We start from the raw sequence: 17,806 nt of genomic DNA on the forward strand, positions 1-17,806 counted from the left end.
GGCGGCGTACCGTCACGGTCCACTCCCGTCCCGAGGGTGCGGCGGACGCGTCCTGGACGCAGCACGCCATGGGCGTACTGGCCGTCGGTGCTTCCGGCGCGTCCACCGACTTCGACGCCACGGTCTGGCCGCCCGCGGGCGCCGAGACGCTTGATGTCGAGGGCTGCTACGAGCGGTTCGCCGAGATCGGCTTCGGTTACGGTCCGGTGTTCCAGGGGCTCCAAGCCGCCTGGCGGCGTGACGGTGAGGTCTTCGCGGAGGTGAGCCTCCCGGAGGACGCCGACGCGGCCGCGTTCGGTCTGCACCCCGCCCTGCTCGACTCCGCGCTGCATGCCTCGCTGCTCGCCGGTGACGGCGAAGAAGGCAACGGCGGTCTGCCGTTCTCCTGGCAGGGCGTCTCGCTGCACGCGACAGGCGCTTCGGCGCTGCGGGTACGGCTCACTCCCGCCGGTAACAACGCGCTGACGATCGCGGTCGCCGACACCAGCGGTGAGCCGGTCGCGTCCGTCGACTCGCTGCTCGTACGGACCGTGTCGAGCGAACAGTTGAGTGATAACGGAGCGGTCGGCAGGGACGCGCTGTTCCGGCTGACCTGGATCCCCGTGCCGGACGAGCCGCTCGGTTCGCAGTCGGTCGCCGTGCTCGGTGCCGGCGCGTCGGCTCTGGCCGACGCGATGGCGGAGGCCGGCGTGGCCGTCGAGGCGTACGCCGACCTGGCGGCGCTGACGGCGGGGGAGACCCCGGTGCCGGACGTGGTGCTGGTGGGCGTGACCGGTGAGACCGAAGGCCGGGTGGTGGAGTCCGCGCACGCGCTGACCGCCGACGTACTCGCGCTGATCCAGGGATGGCCGGCCGAGGAGCGCTTCGCCGGCTCGCGCCTGGTGTTCGTGACACGCGGCGCCGTCGCCGACGGCGGCGAGGAGGTCACGGACATCGCCGCGGCCTCGGTATGGGGTCTGGTGCGGTCCGCGCAGACCGAGAACCCCGGCTGCTTCGGCCTGGTCGACCTCGGCTCCGACGAGGCGTCGACGGCGCTGCTGCCGCGGGCTCTCGGTGTCGACGAGCCACAACTGCTGGTCCGCGACGGCGGAATCCGCGCGGGACGGCTGGCCCGGGTGCCCGTCGGCGACATCCGGGCGGATCACGCCTGGGATGCCGAGGGCACGGTGTTGATCACCGGCGGTACGGGCGGTCTGGGTGGCGTGCTCGCGCGGCACCTCGTGGCCGAGCGTGGTGTGCGGCATCTGCTGCTGGCGAGCCGCAGGGGCGCGGACGCGCCGGGCGCGACGGAGCTGGTGGCGGAGCTCACCGCTCAGGGCGCCGAGGTCACGGTCGCGGCGTGCGACGTCGCCGACCGGAGCGCGGCGGCCGGTCTACTGGCCGGTGTGCCAGCCGGACACCCGTTGACCGCCGTGGTGCATACGGCGGGTGTGCTGGACGACGGCATCATCGGATCCCTGACTCCGGAGCGGCTCGACACGGTCCTGCGGCCGAAGGCCGACGCGGCCTGGAACCTGCACGAGCTGACCCGTGATCTCGACCTGTCCGCGTTCGTGGCGTTCTCCTCCGTGGCGGGTCTGTTCGGCGGTGCCGGGCAGGGCAACTACGCCGCCGCGAACGCGTTCCTGGACGCGTTGGCGGGCCGTCGGCGGGCCGAGGGCCTGCCCGGTGTGTCGCTGGCCTGGGGCCCGTGGGACCAGTCCGGCGGAATGACCGGAAGCGTGACCGAGGCGGACATGCAGCGGATGGCCCGCTCCGGTATGCCGCCGCTCTCCCTCGACCAGGGCGTGGCGCTGTTCGATACGGCGCTGGCCACCGGCGAGGCCGTGCTGGCGCCGGTGCGGCTCGACCTGCCGGCGCTGCGTGCGGGGGGTGAGGTCCCGCCGCTGCTGCGGGCGTTGATCCGTACTCGCTCCCGTCGGACCGCCGTGGCCGGATCAGCCACCGCCACCGGGCTCGCGAGCCGGCTGGCCGGGCTCGACTCCGTACAGCGGCAGGAGGCGCTCCTCGACCTCGTACGGGGTCAGGTCGCCCTCGTGCTCGGCCACACCGGTGCGGCAGCCGTGGACGCCGCCGCACAGTTCCGGGACCTGGGATTCGATTCGCTGATGGCGGTCGAGCTGCGGAACCGGCTGTCCACGGTGACCGGGCTGCGGCTCACCGCCACATTGATCTTCGACTATCCGACCGCGACGGCGTTGGCGGACCATCTGCGTGACGAGTTGTTCGGAACGGAGGCCGACGTGTCGGTCCCGGTCCGGCTGCTGCCGCCGCCGGCCGACGATCCGATCGTGGTCGTCGGGATGAGCTGCCGGTATCCGGGCGGCGTCGGTTCGCCGGAGGATCTGTGGCGGCTGGTGACCGAGGGCGCCGACGCGATCTCGGGATTCCCGGACAACCGCGGCTGGGATGTCGAGTCGCTGTATCACCCGGACCCGGACCACGCCGGTACGGCCTACACCCGCTCCGGCGGGTTCCTGCAGGACGCCGGCGCGTTCGATCCCGCGTTCTTCGGGATGAGCCCGCGTGAGGCCATGGCGACCGACTCCCAGCAGCGGCTGCTGCTGGAAGCGTCGTGGGAGGCGGTCGAGCGGGCCGGTGTGGATCCGGTGTCGCTGCGGGGCAGCGCGACGGGCGTGTTCGCCGGTGTGATGTACAGCGATTACGGCACCACGCTCAACGGCAAGGATTTCGAAGGCCATCAGGGTCAGGGCAGCGCGGGCAGCGTGGCGTCGGGCCGGGTGTCCTACACCTTCGGGTTCGAAGGGCCCGCGGTGACGGTGGACACGGCATGCTCGTCGTCGCTGGTGGCGATGCACCTGGCGGCGCAGGCGCTGCGCGGTGGCGAATGCTCGCTGGCGCTGGCCGGTGGTGTGACGGTGATGTCGACTCCCGGCACCTTCGTGGAGTTCTCGCGGCAGCGTGGTCTGTCGCCCGACGGACGGTGCAAGGCGTTCTCCGAGTCGGCCGACGGTGTCGGCTGGGCGGAAGGCGTCGGCATGCTCGTCCTGGAGCGGCAGTCCGACGCCCTGCGCAACGGCCACGAGATCCTGGCCGTGCTGCGCGGCAGTGCGGTCAACCAGGACGGTGCCTCGAACGGTCTGACCGCGCCGAACGGTCCCTCGCAGCAGCGGGTGATCCGGCAGGCCCTGGCCAGCGGCGGACTCTCCGCCGACGAGGTCGACGCCGTGGAGGCGCACGGCACGGGCACCACACTCGGTGACCCGATCGAGGCGCAGGCGCTGCTCGCGACCTACGGCCGGGACCGTGATCCGGAGCGGCCGCTGCTGCTCGGCTCCGTGAAGTCCAACATCGGTCATACGCAGGCGGCTGCCGGTGTGGCGGGTGTCATCAAGATGGTCATGGCGATGCGGTACGGAACGCTGCCGCGGACGCTGCACGTCGACGCTCCGTCCTCCCATGTGGACTGGTCGGCGGGCGCCGTGGAGTTGCTGACGGAGTCCACCGAGTGGCCCGAATCCGACCATGTCCGGCGTGCGGGTGTGTCGTCCTTCGGGATCAGCGGTACGAACGCGCACATCATCCTGGAGCAGCCCGCGTCGGTGGCCGAAGCCGCTGCCGAGCCCGCCGGGGCCGAGCTGCCCGACACGGTGGCGCCGTGGGTACTCTCGGGCAAGACGGCGGACGCGCTGCGGGAACAGGCGGCCCGCCTGCTGTCCGCTCTTGAGACGCGGCCGGAGCTGCGTCCGGTGGATGTCGGGTTCTCCCTGGCCACGAGCCGGTCGAGCTTCGAGCATCGAGCGGTGGTGCTGACGGGTGACCCGGCCGACATGGTGCGGGCGCTGGCGGCGCTGGCGGCCGGCGAGCCGGACCCGCTGGCCGTCTCCGGCGCCGCCACCGGCGGAAAGACGGCGGTGCTGTTCTCCGGTCAGGGCAGCCAGCGGCTGGGGATGGGCCGCGAGTTGTACGAGCGGTTCCCGGTGTTCGCCGAGGCGCTCGACTCCGTACTGGCGCGGCTGGACGGCGAGTTGGACCGTCCACTGCGTGAGGTCGTCTGGGGCGAGGACGCCGAGCTGCTGAATGACACGGGCTTCACCCAGCCCGCGCTGTTCGCCATTGAAGTGGCGCTGTTCCGGCTGGTGGAGTCGTGGGGTGTGACCCCGGACTTCGTGGCAGGACATTCCATCGGTGAGATCGCCGCGGCCCATGTGGCGGGGGTGTTCTCCCTGGAGGACGCGTCCCGTCTGGTCGTGGCGCGGGCTTCGCTGATGCGGGCGCTGCCGGCCGGTGGCGCGATGGTGGCGGTGCAGGCGACCGAGGACGAGGTGGTCCCGCTGCTGTCCGACGGCGTCTCGATCGCCGCCGTCAACGGTCCGGCCTCCGTGGTCGTCTCCGGGGCCGAGGACGCCCTGCTCGACGTCGCGGCACGGATCGAGGAACTCGGCAGGAAGGCGACCTGGCTGCGCGTCTCGCACGCCTTCCACTCGCCGTTGATGCAGCCGATGCTGGAGGAGTTCCGCGCGGTTGCGGAGGGCCTGGTCTTCGAGGCGCCGCGTATCCCGGTGGTGTCGAACCTGACCGGGGGCCTGGCCTCGGCCGAGGAGCTGTGCTCGGCCGAGTACTGGGTACGCCACGTCCGGGAGGCGGTCCGCTTCGCCGACGGCGTACGGATCCTCGCCGACCAGGGCGTGACCACGTTCCTGGAGCTGGGCCCGGACGGGGTGCTCTCCGCCATGGCCCAGGAATCGGTGCCGGACGGCGCCGTGACCGTCCCGGTCCTGCGCAAGAACCGGGACGAGGAACTCACCGCCCTCGCCGCCCTGGCTCAGGTGCACGCGCACGGTGCCACGGTCGACTGGAGCGGGTTCTTCACCGGAACGGGCGCGCGGCGGGTCGAGTTGCCCACGTACGCCTTCCAGCACCAGTGGTTCTGGCCGGCGGGATCGCGGTCCGGCACCGGTGACGTACGCGCGGCGGGGCTGGGCTCCGCCGAGCACCCGCTGCTGGGCGCGGCGGTCGAACTCGCCGCAGGACAAGGCGTGTTGTTCACCGGCCGGCTGTCCGTGCAGTCGCATCCGTGGCTGGCCGACCACACGGTCATGGACCAGATCCTGCTGCCCGGTACGGCGCTGCTTGAGCTGGCGATCCGGGCCGGCGACGAGGTCGGCTGCGACCGCGTCGAGGAACTGACCCTCGCGGCCCCGCTGCTCCTGCCGGAGCGCGGCGCCGTGCAGGTGCAGGTCGCGGTGGGTACCCCCGACGAGTCGGGCCGCCGCACCGTGGGGATCTACTCCCGGCCCGAAGGCGCGACCGACGCGCCGTGGACCCAGCACGCCACCGGCGCGCTGGCCGAAGGCGCCGGGCCGGAGAACACCGGGTTCGACGCCACGGTCTGGCCGCCGAAGGACGCGGAGGTCCTGGACCTGGACGGCTGCTACGAGCGGTTCGCCGAGATCGGGTTCGCCTACGGCCCGGTGTTCCAGGGGCTCCACGCCGCCTGGCGGCGTGACCGCGAGGTCTTCGCGGAGGTCAGCCTTCCGGAGGACGCGCAGGGCGACGCGGCCGCGTTCGGTCTGCATCCCGCGCTGCTCGACGCCGCGCTGCACGCCTCGCTGCTCGCCGGTGACGGCGAGTCGGGCGGCGCCGCTCTCCCGTTCTCCTGGGAGGGCGTCTCGCTCCGGGCGAGCGGCGCCGCCGCGCTGCGGGTACGGATCGCTCCGGCCGGGGACGACGCGATATCGATCGCGGTCGCCGACACCTCCGGCGCCTCGGTCGCCTCGGTCGACTCGCTGCTCGTACGGGCCGTGTCGAGCGAACAGCTGAACGCAGCCACCGGAACGGGCAAGGACGCGCTCTTCGTACAGAACTGGATACCGGTGCCCGCCGCAGGCCAGGCCGGGTCCGGCACACCGAGCGCCGGTCCGGTCGCCCTGGTGGGGCCGGATCTCCTCGGACTCGCCGCCGGCGCGGCCGGATCCGGTGCGCTCATCGAGACGCATGCCGACCTGGCGTCGCTGGCCGCGACGGATGCCCCGGTGCCGGGTGTCGTGCTGATGCCCGTCCTCGGCGACGCGGCCGACACCGTGCCCGGATCGGTACGGTCGCTCACGTCCCGGACGCTGGAGCAGCTTCAGCGGTGGCTGGACGAGGACCGGTTCACCGGGTCGAAGCTGGTGTTCGTCACCCGGGGCGCGGTGGCCGTGGACGGCGGCGGTGTGGCCGATCTGGCGGCGGCTTCCGTCTGGGGCCTGGTGCGGTCCGCGCAGTCGGAGAACCCCGGCTGCTTCGGTCTGCTGGACCTCGACCCCGCCGACGGCGCCGAGCGGCTTCCGCTGGCGCAGGCCCTTGGCTCGGACGAGCCGCAATGGGCGCTGCGCGGCGGTGAGCTCAGGGCCGCGCGGCTGGACCGGGCGTCACTCCCGGAGCCGGTCACCGGCGACGCCGGGGACGATGGCGATGGCTGGGAGCGGGGCGGCACGGTGGTGATCACCGGCGGCACCGGTGGTCTGGGCGGTGTGCTGGCCCGGCACCTGGTCGCCGAGCGCGGAGTACGCCGTCTGCTGCTGCTCAGCCGCCGAGGTCTCGGCGCGGACGGTGCGGAAAAGCTCGTCGAGGAGCTGGAACTGCTCGGCGCCGAGGTCACGGCCGCGGCCTGTGACGTCGGCGACCGGGCCGCCCTGGCCGAGGTCCTGGCGGCGGTGGACCCGGCGCGTCCGGTGTCGGCGGTGGTGCATGCCGCCGGCGTGCTGGACGACGGCGTGATCCGTTCCCTGACCCCGGCGCGGCTGGACACCGTACTGCGGCCGAAGGTCGACGCGGCCTGGAATCTGCACGAACTCACGCGGGACCTCGACCTCTCCGCGTTCGTGGTGTTCTCGTCCGTGGCAGGCGTGTTCGGCGGCGCCGGGCAGGGCAACTACGCGGCCGCGAACACCTTCCTGGACGCGCTGATGGAACACCGGCGGGCCGAGGGACTGCCGGGCGTGTCGCTGGCCTGGGGTCCGTGGGATCAGGCCGGTGGGATGACCGGCGGCGTCACCGAGGCGGACATGCGACGGCTGGCCCGCTCGGGTATGCCGGCGCTCTCCATCGACCAGGGTGTGGCGCTGTTCGACGCGGCGGTCACCGCCGCGGCGGCGCTGGTGCTGCCCGTACGGCTGGATCTGCCGGCAATCCGGGCGCAGGGCGAGATCCCGGCCCTGCTCCGGGGTCTCATCCGTACGCCGGCCCGGCGGTCCGCGACGGCCGCTCCGCAGACGGCCGACTCGCTCGCACAGCGGCTGACCGGACTGACCGAGGAGGAGCGCCGCGACGTTCTTCTGAAGCTGGTCCGCGACCAGGCCGCCGTGGTGCTCGGACACGCGGACGGGACGGCTGTCGGGGCCACCCGCCAGTTCCAGGAGCTGGGCTTCGATTCGCTGACGGCGGTGGACTTCCGGAACCGGCTGAACACGGCCACCGGGCTGCGTCTGCCGGCCACCCTGTTGTTCGACTACCCCACCCCGGCCGATGTCGTGGACCATCTCCGCGACCAGCTCGTGACCGAGGAGGCCACCGGGGCGGGATCGGTTCTCGCCATTCTCGACCAATTGCAGAAGGCGATGACGGAGATGACCGTCGACGCCCAGGAATACAAGCATGTCGCCGGACGAATCGAGGTACTCAGGACGAAGTGGGCCGCACTGCGGAAGGAGTCGGCGAACGGCAGCGGCGAATTCGACCTCGAAGCGGCGTCGGACGACGATGTGTTCGCGCTTCTCGACGACGAGCTCGGCCTGTCCTGACCTGGCCCGTGCCCACCTCCGGACGCCTCCGGAGGACACCCCCGACGCCTGGCCGGAATGTCATCCGGCCGGGCGCCGGAGGTGGGGGAAGGGGTAAGCGGTGTCACCCGGGACCGCGGAGAGACTAGGGAATTTCCCACTGTCCGTCCTAGTGAAATGGGGTGGTCGGTCACCGGGCCGGCGACGCTGGTCGGCGTTACACGCGGTGTGAGCGGTATATCCGCTCTGTCTTTCGGGGCAAGCGGCGAACAGCTGTATGGTCCGGATCGCTCGGCCTACCGCTAGGAGGATGCAACACGATGACGACGTCCACCGAGGAGAGCCTTTGGGCGCGGCGCTTCCACCCGGCGCCCGACAGCGCGAGACAGCTCTTCTGTTTCCCCCACGCGGGTGGCTCGGCGTCTTTCTACTTCCCCGTGTCCGCTCAACTGTCGTCCGTGGCCGAGGTGTTCTCGGTGCAGTACCCCGGCCGCCAGGACCGGCGCAGGGAGACCAGTCCCGGTGACATCGGGGCCATGGCCGACCAGGTCTACGAGGCGCTGCGCGAACAGCTCTTCGCACGGCCGACGACATTTTTCGGACACAGTATGGGCGCGACGATCGCTTTCGAGGTCGCGCGGCGGTTCGAGGCGGAGGGTGGCGAGCTCTCTCGGCTGTTCGCCTCGGGGCGGCGCGCGCCGTCGCGTTTCCGGGACGAGGATGTGCACCGGCGCAGTGACGACGGGATCGTCGCGGAGCTGAAGCTGATGTCCGGTACGAATACGGCGCTGCTCGGCGACGAGGAGATCCTGCGCATGATCCTGCCGGCGATCCGCAGCGACTATCAGGCCATCGAGACCTATCGCTGCGAGCCGGGGACGGTGGTCCGGGCCCCGGTCTCCGTGCTGACCGGGGACAATGACCCGAAGACCTCGCTGGACGAGGCCGAGGACTGGCGCGGGCACACCAGAGGATCGTTCGACCTGAAGGTCTTTCCCGGCGGGCATTTCTATCTGACGTCCCAGGCGCCCGCCGTGATAGCGCTCCTGCGGGAACACCTGGCCACCGTGGCCTAGTTGAGCCCGGCCGACCTCACCCCCGTGGACCGGCCGTGCGAAGGTCCGGCATCGGCTGTGCGTGATCCGCTCCCCGCGGGGTAGTGCCCAGGTATCGATAAGTCGATCACTCGTTCAAAGGCGTACGGTGCCACCGATTGTTCCTGGACTTCGTAGGCTGCACGGTCCAACGATCATGTAACCTCGCGCTCTCGATCGTGGTGTTTCAACTTTTCCGTGCGGGACGTGTCGACGAGTCAGTGCACCTGTTGTGTCCCCGAGAAGCGAGGAGACCTTGATGCTGGATCAGGCCGATCTCACCGGTTTGTCCAGCATTCTGGTCGGTCGCGCCGAAGAGCTGCGGGTGCTGAACCGCCACGCCGAGGCGGCGCGGGCGGGCCGCGCCGGACTGGTGATCCTGTCCGGCCCGGCCGGCATCGGGAAGACCAGCCTGCTGCGCACCTTCCTGGCCGGCGAGGCGTGCCGGAACATGACCGTGCTGTACGGGGCCTGCGGCCATGTCATGGCCGGCTCGGGATACGGCGGCGTCCGGGAGCTGTTCGGCCCGCTGGGGCTCAGCGGCGAGGACGCCGAAGACTCACCCCTGCTGCACGGTCTCGCGCGTCGCGCGCTGCCCGCGCTCACCGAAGGACCGCTCAGCCAGGTCCCGTTCGGCGCTCCGGCCGCCTATCCGGTGCTGCACGGGCTGTACTGGCTCGCGGCGAATCTGATGGCGGACCGTCCGCTCGTGCTGGTCCTCGACGACGTGCACTGGTGCGACGAACGCTCCCTGTGCTGGGTCGACTTCCTGCTCCGGCGCGCGGACGACCTGCCGCTGCTCGTGGTGCTCGCGCTGCGCGGCGAGACCGAACCCGTCGCCCCCGCCGCCCTGGCGGAGATCGCCGCGCAGCGCCGGCCCACCGTGCTGCGCCTGGCGCCGCTGACGCATACGGACGTCGGCGAGATGGTGCGGCAGATCTTCTCCTGTCCCGACGAGACCCCCGCCGTGCCGCACGCCGGGGACGCGGCCAGAACCCCCGCCGAGATCTGTGCGGCGGCGCTCGCGTGCACCCCCGTCGAACGGACCTTCACCGAGCGCGCCACGGCTGTCTCCGGCGGCAACCCCCTCACCCTCAGCCGGCTGCTGGACGCGCTGCGCGCCGAAGGTGTGCGGCCGGACGAGAAAGGGGTGCGGAGAGTCGCCGAGGTGGGCGGTCAGGTGATCGCCCTGTCCGTACGGCGGCTGCTGGACCAGCAGCCGCCCTGGGTGCGCGATGTGGCCAGGGCCGTCGCGGTCCTCGGCGAGGAGTCGGCCGGCCTGGTCGGCACGCTGGCCGACGTGCCCCCCACGCTGGTGGCGCAAGCCCTGCTCATCCTCCGGCGCGCCGAGGTGATCGCGTCCGACCGGGCGGATCTGGTCCACGACGTGGTGCGCTCGGCCGTACTCGAACCGGTCGGCGCCGAGGCGCTGGCCGACCTGCGGACCAGAGCCGCCCTGCTGCTCAGCGACGCCGGCCGGCCCGCCGAGGACGCCGCAGGCCAGCTCATGCTGCTGCCCTCACTGCCTCAGCCGTGGATGCCGGGCGTCCTTCGCGACGCGGCGGACCAGGCCGGGAGCCGGGGCGCCCCCGAGGCCGCGGTGCGCTATCTGTACCGGGTGCTGGAAGTGGAGCCGGACAGCGTGTCGTTGCGCGTCCAGATGGCCAAGTCGCTGGCGGAGGTCAATCCGCCGGAGGCCATCCGGCTGCTGGAGGAGGCGCTGGCGCGGTCCCGCGACATCCGCACCAGGGCGACGGTCGCCGTCCAGTACGGGATGACCTGCCTGGCCGTACAGGAGTCACCCGCCGGGGTACGGGTTCTCGAGGAGGCCCTGGAAGCGCTGGAGGCCGGGCTCGGGCCCAGCTCCGACCCCGCCGACCGCGAACTGCGCACCCTTGTCGAATCGGTTCTGCTGATCGTCGGGGCGGACGAGAAGGTGACGATCTCCGCGGTCCGTGACCGGGCCGCGCGACTGACCGCCCCGCCCGGCGACACGCCCGCCCAACGCCAGATGCTCTCGATGATGACCGTACTGACCGCGATGGACGGCCGCTCCGCAGAGCAGACGGTCGAACAGGCCCGCCGGGCACTGCGGTTCCCGGGATTCGAGCTGGAGAGCTGGTCGCTGATCACCTCGTCGTTCGCGCTCAGCCTCGCCGACGAGGTGGGCGAGGCGCTGGACGCGCTCGACCGCATGCTCCAGTACGGCCAGGACAACGCCGCGGTCTGGACGTATGTGCTCGCTCTGTCCACCCGCGCTCTGCTGCTGCACAGTATGGGCGCGATCCCCGACGCGCTGGCCGACGCCCAGACGTCGATCGAGATCATCGGCCAGGAGAGCTGGGGCGACAGCGCGGCGCTGCCGCAGACCGCGCTCGCGACCGTGCTGGTCGACCGGGGCGAGCCCGAACGGGCCGAGGAACTGCTCACCGGGATCAAGCGGCCGCGCCTGGACCGGTTCGTCATCGAATACCACTGGCACCTGATGGCCCGCGCCCGCGCCCGGCGGGCGCTCGGCGACCCGGAGGCGGCGCTCGGCCTGTTCCTCCAGTGCGGCGAGTCCCTGGAGAAGGCCCGGTTCACCAACCCGGCGTTCCTGCCGTGGTGGGCGGAGGCCGCGTGTCTGCTGGCGGTCATGAACCGGGCGGACGAGGCCCGGGAGATCACCGAGTACGGCAGTGAGCTGGCCCGGCGGTGGGGAACACCCCGCGTACTGGGCCTCGCCGCGCTCGCCCACGGGGTGATCACTCCCGGCGGGGCGGGCGTCGACCTGCTCACCGAAGCGGTCCGGATCCTGGCCGACTCGCCCGCCAGGGCCGAGCACGCCAAGGCCGAATACCTCCTCGGCCGCGCGATGCTGAAGACGGGCGACCAGCGCGCCGCCCGCGAACATCTGCGCACCGCCGCCGACCTCGCCCAGCGCTGCGGGGCGCTCGCGCTCGCCGGCACCGCACGCAAGCTGCTGGTCACCGCGGGCGGCAGGATGCGGAAGATGAGCGCCTCCCCCCTGGACATGCTGACCGGAATGGAACGCAGGGTGGCGGGCCTGGCCGCGGAGGGGGCGAGCAACCGGTCCATCGCGGAGTCCCTCTTCGTGACCGTACGGACCATAGAAACGCATCTGACGAGCGTGTACCGGAAGCTGGGCGTCAGCCGGCGTACCGAACTCGGCTCTGTCCTGCACACCCCCGACATCCCCGACAGACAACCACCTGGCTGGGCGTTCGAGTCACGCCGGCGAAGCTGAAGCGACCTGAGCGAGGCGGTGCGCGTGACTGGCCGGGGTGATGAAAGTCCGAACCTGAGAACCATGGAGTCGACGTACGGTCCGAGCCTTCGCCGGGGTGCGATACCGCTGCTGGAGCGCCGGCCCGAGCAGGCGGTGCTGGCCTCGGTGCTCGCCGGCCTGAGCGGGGGGCGCGCGGCGTTCGTGACCCTGACCGGCAGGGCCGGCCACGGGCAGAACGCCCTGCTGCGGTGGGCCGCCCGGCTCGCCAGGGACAGCGGGCTGCGGGTGCTGCGCGCACGGGCCACCCCGGCCGAACGCGAGCTGCGCTACGGCGTGATCGTCCAGCTCATGACGCCGGCGGACGGGCCGGCCTGCGCCCTCCTCCAGACCCTGATGGAGCATCAGCCGTGCGATCCGCCCCCGGGCATTGACGAACTCCTGCGCTTCGCGCGGGACGTGCCCACGGTGCTCGTGATCGAAGACACCCAGTGGCTGGATCCCGCCTCCTTGAACTGGCTCAGCTCGCTCGTCGGGCGGCTGACGCCGGACCTGCCGGTCGCGGTGCTGGCGAGCGGCAGTGATGTGTCCGCCAGGGGCGAGGACTGGCTGACCGTGCTCCCGCAGACCCCGACTCCGCAGACCTCGCCTGCGTCGGCCCCGACCTCGCAGACATCGGCCCCACCGTCCTCCGTCACCATGAAGCGGTTCGTGCTGCCGGGCCTGAGCGAGCGCGGCGTCGCCGCCGCGGTGGAGCTGATCTGCGGCGCCCCCGGCGACCAGCGGTTCACCGCGGCTGCCACCGATGCCACGGCCGGCAACCCCGCCGTACTGAGCGATGTACTGCGCCTGTTCACCGACCGGGGCCACGCGCCGGTCGCCGACCGGCTGCCGGAGCTGCACGCGATCATCGCCGCCGTCGTCGGCGACCACACGACCCGCGCCCTGAACGTCCTGCCCGGCGAGGCGTCCACGCTCCTGCGGGCGCTGGCCGTCTGCGGCGACCTGCTGAACTTCCCCCTCGTACGCGAACTGGCCGGACTGCGGTTGGTACGCGGGCAGGAGCTGCGGGCGACGCTGCGGGCGGCCGGTCTCACCGTCTCCGTCGGAACGAGGGAGCACCTCCGCTTCCCGGCGATGCGGGCCCGCGTGCTGCAGGACATACCCACCGACGAACGGGCCGACCTGTACGCCCGCGCCGCCGACCTGGCGCACCGCGCGGGCGCCAACGACGAGGACATCGCCCATCTCCTGCTGCGGTCACCGCCTCTCGGCGCCCCCTGGGTGATCCCCGTACTGCGCCGGAGCTTCTCCGCCGCCCAGCGGAATGAAGACCACCGCGGCGCGGGCGCCTATCTGGTCCGCGCGCTGCGCGAACCGCAGGAACCGTACGAACGCGCCCTGCTGACCCTGGAGCTGGCCGCCGCCGAAGCGGTGGCCGTACCCGAGGCCGGTGACCGCCGGCTCGGCGAACTCGCCTGCAGCGCCGGCCCCGCCGCCGCCGGGCTGAGAGTCCGCGCCGTCGACCTCGGACTCGCCCGGGGCAACTACGACTGGGTACGCCGGGCGGCCGCCGAAGCGCTGCCCCACGCCCGGTACAGCGAACGGGACGGTCTGGTATCGCTGTTCTGGCTGGCCGATCAGGCCCGCGACGACACCGAGCCGATGGTGCCCGAGGTGCCCGCCCTGCCCGACCGTCCCGTGTCGCCCGCGCAGGCGGGCGTACGCGCCTGGCAGCTCGCCGTCCGGGGCGACGACCTGGCCACGACCAGGGTACTGGCCCGCGCGGCCCTGGCCGGTGACGGCCCCGACGGCGCTCTGGTGGTGCCCCGGCTGGCCGCCTGCCGGGCCCTGATCGTGACCGACGACTACGAGGAGGCGGGAGCCGAGCTCGACGCGCTGCTCACCGTGGTCCGGCGCGGTCATCTCAGGGCCGCCACCGCCCGGATACTGACCCTGCGGGCCGAACTCCATCTGCGCTCCGCCAGGATCGACGCCGCCGAAGCGGACCTCGAAGCAGCCGAACGGGCTCTTCCGCTGGCGAGCTGGCACCCGCTCATCGCGCCGGGCCTGACGGGCCTGCGCATTTCGACCGCCGTGGAAGCCGGCCGCTACGAATACGCGAGGTCGCTCGCCGCCGCGCCCACGCCCCCCGGCGCGGAGGACGGCGTGGCCTGGGCCACCCTCCTCTTCGCCCGGGCGCGCGTCGCCGCCGTCGACGAGCGGTGGGCCGAAGCCATGGAGCTGTCGAAGGAGAGCGGCCGACGGCTGCTGCGCCGACAGTGGAGCAACCCGGCGCTGCTGTGCTGGCGCCCGCTGGCGGCCGAAGCCTGCCTGGCCCTCGGCGACCGCGAGGAAGCGGCGAAGCTGAGCCGGGAGGAGCTGACACTGGCCCGCCGGTGGGGCACGGCGGGCGCGATCGGCATGGCAGAACTGTGGACCGGGCCGATGACCGGCGCCGGCGGCAGGCCCGTGGTCAGAGCCCGTGAGGCGCTCCGGGTCCTGCGTGACTCACCCGCCCAACTGGCCTGCGTGTGGGGGCTGGTCCAGCTGGCCGCCGCCGAACTGGAGGAGGGCGACCGCCGCGCGGCCGCACGCTCCATGGCCGAACTCTCCGCGTTCACCACGGCCCATCCGGCGAGCCGTCCCGCCGAGTGCGTACGCCGCCTCACCGAGCGGCTGGAGAAGCCGGCCAGGACGCCGCTCCCGGCCCTGCCTCGCGAATGGCTGACACTCTCGGAGGCCGAACAGCACACCGCGACCTTCGCGGGGCGCGGCCACGGCAACCGTGAGATCGCGGAACTGCTGTCGGTGAGCCGGCGCACGGTGGAACTGCGCCTGAGCAATACGTACCGGAAGCTGCGTATCACCGGGCGTGAGGAACTGTGCGCACTGGTGCGGACCATGGAAGGACGGCCGAGCGATGCTCCTTGAGCGGGACACCGAACTGGCACGCGTGGACGCCGCCCTGAGAGCCGCCGACTCGGGCACGTCGTCGCTGATACTGGTGACCGGCCCGCTCGGCATCGGACGGTCCGCACTGCTGCGGCAGCTGCCCGGCCTGGCCGCCGGTGAGGACGTACGCGTCCTGCGCGCGAACGCCGCGCCGATGGAACAGGACTTCGCCTTCGGCGTGGTGCGGCAGCTGTTCGACAGCCTGCTGACCGGCGCTCCTGAGGACGACCGCGAGCGCCGGACGCCGGAGGCCGATCACATCACCCGGCTGCTGGCCGCCGACACCACGCCGTCCGGCGGCGGCCGGACCGGCGCCGCGTCCGAGACGATCCTGCTCGGCCCGCGGTCACTGCTCGCGGACGCGGGACCGCACACCCGGCTGCTCATCCTGGTGGACGATCTGCAGTGGGTGGACGTCCCCTCGCTGCGCTGGCTGGCCCACTTGGCCAAACGGCTGAACGGACTGCGCGCCGTGCTCGTCTGCACGCTCCGCGACGGAGACGAGAGGGCCTGCCACCCCTTGGTGCGCGAGGTCGCCGACACGTCCACGCAGGTGCTGCGCCCCGCACCGCTGTCGCTCGACGCCACCAGGACCCTGATCCAGGAGCAGTACGGCAGACCGGGACACGAGGAGTACGCCCGCGCCTGCCACGAGGCGTCCGGCGGCAACCCGCTGTTCCTGATGTCCGTACTGCTGGGCATGGAGGCCAGAGGCTTCCCGCCGACCACCGAACACAGCGGCCCCGCACGCTCGTTGCGGCCCTCGGGCCTGCGCGAGCGGCTGGCGAGCTTTCTGCGGACCCAGCCACCGGCGGTACGCGACCTGGCAGCGGCCGTCGCGGCCTTCGGCGACCAGGGCGACCCGGCGCTCATCGAGCAACTGGCGGGACTGGACGAGAACGGCTTCGGCGCCGCGCGGCGCGCGATGTACGACATGGGGCTGCTGGCCGACGCGCGCGAGCCGCGCTTCATCCACGGCGTCGTGCGCGACGCGGTCGAGTCGTCGATGAGCGCCTCGGAGCGCGAGCGCTCACACACCGCCGCCGCTGACCTGCTGTACCGGTGCGGCCGGCCGGCCGAGCAGGTCGCCGCCCATCTGCTGGCCGTGACCACCGACTGCCGCCCCTGGTCAGTGGTGGTGCTGCGCGCCGCGGCCGACACCGCGCTGCGCCGGGGCGCCCCGGAGACCGCGGCTCGCTATCTGCGCCACGCGCTGCTGCACCACCACGCCCAGGACGAGCGCCGGGCCCGGCTGCTGATCGACCTGGCCACCGCGGAGCGCGGCTACGACCCCGAGGCGTGCGAACGGCACATCACCCAGGCGACATCGCTGCTGACCACGGCCAGGGACCGGGCCGCCGCCGCGCTGCGGATCCCGCCGGCCCTCCTCGCCAGGGCGTCCCCGCTGGCCACGGGCCTGCTGCGGCGGTCCGCCGCGGAACTCGGCGCGCCCGCCTCCTTGGACGGACCGGCGCGCGAGATGGCCCTGCGTATCGAGGCACGGCTTCGGCACCACGGCCACGAGAGCCCGGGTGAGCTGGCCTCGGCAGCCGAACGCCTGCGTGAGATGGGGGAGGAACCGTCGCTCGGCTCCGCCGCCGAACGCGAACTGATGGCGGTCCTCCTCTGCTCGGGGACGCTCACCGGCCGGCTCTCCGCCGCCGAGGCCGCCAGGACCGCCAACCGCATCCTGGAACGCGAACCCGCCGCTTCGGCACGCGCGCACACCGCGCTGCCGCTGGTCGTGATCACGCTGTTCGCCGCCGAATCCGTACAGGGCGTCGATTCCTGGCTGTCGACCGAGCAGCAGACCCGGCGGCAGAACGCGACCGGCGCCGACGATGTGCTCCTCTTCGCCGAGCGGGCGCTCGTCCTCGTCTCGCAGGGCAGGCTGACCCAGGCGCGCGAACATGTCGAGCGCGCCATGGGACTGGCCGAAACGGACTGGCGCGAGATGTCCGTCATCGCCCTCTCCTCGGTCGCGCTCGAACTGCGCGACCCGGCACTCAGCGAACGGATCCTGGCCAGGGCCCGTGGACGCCGCTCGGCCGGCCTGGCCCTGGCGGCGACTCTGCAGATCCTCCAGGCGTCGGTCGACGCCCAACGAGGTCTGCGGGCCAGGGCCCTGGAGAGCCTGCTCGCCTGCGGCCGGCAACTGGACGGCTCCGGCTGGCAGAACTCGGCGCTCTTCCCGTGGCGGCCGCACGCCATCGGCCTCCACCACCGGCTCGGCGACTCCCGCTCCGCGCTGCGCCTCGCCGAAGAGGAACACGCGTGGGCCACGGAATGGGGAGCGCCCACCGGACTCGGCCGGGCGCTGCGGCTGAAGGGCTGGCTGCACGGCGGCGAGGGCGTCCCCCTGCTGCGTGAGGCGGTCGAGGTACTGCGCGGCTCGGCGTACGAGCTCGAACTCGCCAGGACCCTGGTGCTGTTGGGCCGTCAGCTGGGCAACGGCCCGGAGGCGGAGGCGGCGCTACGGGAGGCGGGCGCGCTCGCCGCGGCCTGTGGCGCTCCCTGGCTGGTCGAGCGGGCCGAGCTCGGCCTCGGCACCGCCGCTCCGCCACGGAAGGTCGTGCTCACCCGCAGTGAGCGCCGAGTGATCTCCCTCGTCGGCCGCGGCCTGACCAATCAGGAAATTGCGGGCGAACTCGGGGTAAGTTCCCGCGCCGTTGAGAAACATCTTACGAATTCCTACCGGAAGCTCGGCGTTTCGGGCCGGCATGAGCTCGCGGATGCTCTGCCCGCCTAGTCGAGGCGCATATGCGTGAGCGCTGGTCTATGGGCGCGGTGGGGTTCTCCGGCGGCCG

At 72.5% G+C, this 17,806-nt stretch carries 5 protein-coding genes (1 of these 5 running past the window's edge); all 5 read left to right on the top strand.

Annotated elements, in window-relative coordinates:
• A protein-coding gene (locus tag ACFVWW_RS23810) for an SDR family NAD(P)-dependent oxidoreductase (protein ID WP_386879011.1) crosses the window boundary here: on the top strand, positions 1 to 7,745 show its final stretch. It extends 24,916 nt beyond the left edge of the window; 7,745 of the gene's 32,661 nt are visible here — the last part of the coding sequence; the start codon falls outside the window, past its left edge; the stop codon is at positions 7,743 to 7,745.
• A 299-nt stretch (positions 7,746 to 8,044) separates the two neighbouring features.
• Positions 8,045 to 8,800, top strand: a complete 756-nt coding sequence (locus tag ACFVWW_RS23815) for a thioesterase II family protein (protein WP_386879010.1) — start codon at positions 8,045 to 8,047, stop codon at positions 8,798 to 8,800.
• Positions 8,801 to 9,077: 277 nt separating this feature from the next.
• Positions 9,078 to 12,065 carry an AAA family ATPase gene (locus ACFVWW_RS23820; RefSeq protein ID WP_386879009.1) on the top strand — a complete coding sequence of 996 codons (2,988 nt, stop codon included), beginning with the start codon at positions 9,078 to 9,080 and terminating at the stop codon, positions 12,063 to 12,065.
• Between the two features lie 63 nt (positions 12,066 to 12,128).
• The gene (locus tag ACFVWW_RS23825; RefSeq protein WP_386879008.1) at positions 12,129 to 14,978 is read left to right on the top strand and encodes an AAA family ATPase; all 2,850 of its coding nucleotides are present in this window, start codon (positions 12,129 to 12,131) and stop codon (positions 14,976 to 14,978) included.
• Positions 14,968 to 17,748: an AAA family ATPase gene (locus ACFVWW_RS23830; protein ID WP_386879007.1), complete on the top strand. Its 2,781-nt coding sequence runs from the start codon at positions 14,968 to 14,970 to the stop codon at positions 17,746 to 17,748. The genes ACFVWW_RS23825 and ACFVWW_RS23830 overlap by 11 nt, the downstream gene beginning before the upstream one ends.
• Positions 17,749 to 17,806: the final 58 nt, after the last annotated feature.

Origin of the sequence: Streptomyces sp. NPDC058198 (genome assembly GCF_042882605.1) — a bacterium.
GTDB lineage: Bacteria > Actinomycetota > Actinomycetes > Streptomycetales > Streptomycetaceae > Streptomyces.